This is a genomic window from Kaistella pullorum (genome assembly GCF_014837035.1).
Lineage (GTDB): Bacteria > Bacteroidota > Bacteroidia > Flavobacteriales > Weeksellaceae > Kaistella > Kaistella rhinocerotis.
On record NZ_JACSPS010000018.1, the window covers coordinates 1 to 2,078 of the forward strand.

Consider the following 2,078-nt stretch of genomic DNA (forward strand, 5'->3'; position numbering starts at 1 on the left):
AGCCCGGATTTCCAATGCTGAATTAATTACAAAAACGGATCTTGGACCGGCGGAAGGTAGTATGGGCGGTAACGTTTTCGGGCTTTGCGTTCGGGCGGGTTTCGGAGCACAGAGCTGTCAATAAGCACTGAACTTGAATAGAAGCACAAAGCTCCAAGTTTGCATGTCAGCCCGCCTGACGCAAAACCCGTGTTAGCACCAGTTGTTTTTTCGTCAAGGTATGTCATTGTGCAAAATTTGTCCTATTAATTTTCCGTTCCTAAAATACATTAAAATTTGATGTCCAAAACTATTGTCTGCAAGTGGCTTTCCTTTTAAATCAGTTTTGCCGTCATAAGAAGTGTCTCCAATAAATAACCATTCAAGTTTTTCAATTCCGTCTGTAATTGTTTGTTTGTCTGGGTTGCCGTAAGTTTCAACTGCTTTTTGTTTTGTGTCACCAAGTCTAAGACCCTTGTCCGTAATAAAGTATGAAGAATTAATCTTTGTCGTCTGTTTTAGAAAGCCACTAAAGTCTTTTAATTTTTGTTTGTCAGAAGCAAGTTCTCAACCGTCTATGTGGAGTTCCATTCTGTTGATTAAGTCTGTTGGAATGTCATTGTCTAAAAAATGGTATGTCACTAATCTGTGATAGTCGGTGTAAAGTTCAAAAACTAAAGTCTGTTTTAGCGTGTCGTTGCTGAACCACGCCTTGTCGTATGAAAATGTCTGTCCGCTTTGTTTTTTGTAAGATGAATTACTGCTTGTCTTGTCGGCAAGCATTTCATTTGTTACAGGATAATCGTCAACTACAAATTTCTTAATTGTGTCAGGAATTGAAACCACTACTTGTATGTCCGATAAAACATTTTCATTTTTTGTCGCAGAATTTTCAGTCTTTCCATTGCAAGAGAAAAGTCCAAGTGTCAATATAAATGTCAATGTTTGTAGTGTCGTCATACAATTGGTGCTAACGGTTGGGTATTTCTGTTGGCGGGGATTGTGATAACTAGTTTCTGTAGATATAACAAATGAACAAGTAGCGAAAATATTTATGATGTAAACTTCAACCCCGCTAATAGAAATACCTTGTTGTACGACGTTTTTACTTATTCATATATTCATTCAAAACCCTTAATGATTCTTTAACGAAAGTAGTTAATACAACATCGTCATTGCTTTTTCCTGAAATTCTCAATTTACTCACATTTGATTTTAGAATTATGTCTATTTGTTCTTTTGTAAGTAGTACGACAGAAAATTCTTTTGTTTTACCATCTTTTGTCACTTCTCTATCTGATTTTGCCGCAAGTTCAAACGTCTCACCGTCATTTAAAAATATTAGATTTTCAATAAATTTCCAATCATCATTTTTGGTTGAAATTGTCATAAATATTCCTCGAAGCTCTTTTGATTCTACTCCTTTAAAACCTATTCTGTAATAATTATTCATATTTATATAAACATCATCCCAACCTGACGTTTGAACAGAAATATATTTCGTATCAGTAAATTCGTCAATTTTCTCTGAAACTTCTGGTTCATATTTATGAAAAACTATCTGTGAATCTTTAACTCCTCCAACATAGTCAATTACCGCAAGAGCTTTTTGTAAATTTTTTCGATAAAAATAATAGTTATCGAATGTATAATAATAGTCTCCGAAATTTTTTTTCAGAATATCAAGTATTTCATATTTATTTTTATTTAAAACTTTATCTTTCGTGAATCTTAACTGAATCTGATTTACTTTAATATCTTTATTAGTTTTATATGTCAACTCTTTAAAGAAAATATTTTCAGCAAGTCCAATTTTTTGTTCAGCATTGGTGGATGCAACTGTTTCACCCATTTTGATCTCATCAATTTTAAAATCTTTTAACGTTTCATTTGTTTGAGCAAAATATAAGTTTGTAACAAACAGAAATAAAATTTTTCTCATTATATCTTAGAATTAATTTTAGACGATTACTTTATAAAATGTCGTACAACGTCCGGCGTATATGGAGGGTTGCGGCTGCCGCCCCAGATCTTCGTACAAAATCCGGACTTTAAACTTAGCGAAAATTCTGATACAAAAGCAGACTTCCGCAATCCGC

The 2,078-nt window shown here is 33.5% G+C and carries 2 protein-coding genes; both read right to left on the reverse strand.

Features of this window, described 5'->3' with window-relative positions:
* Positions 1-546: 546 nt before the first annotated feature.
* On the reverse strand, positions 547-939 hold the full coding sequence (locus H9628_RS11840) for a hypothetical protein (RefSeq protein ID WP_251834349.1): 393 nt from the start codon (positions 937-939) through the stop codon (positions 547-549).
* A 145-nt stretch (positions 940-1,084) separates the two neighbouring features.
* Positions 1,085-1,921 (reverse strand): hypothetical protein, encoded by an 837-nt coding sequence (locus tag H9628_RS11845; RefSeq protein WP_251834350.1) that lies wholly within the window; start codon positions 1,919-1,921, stop codon positions 1,085-1,087.
* Positions 1,922-2,078 lie beyond the last annotated feature (157 nt).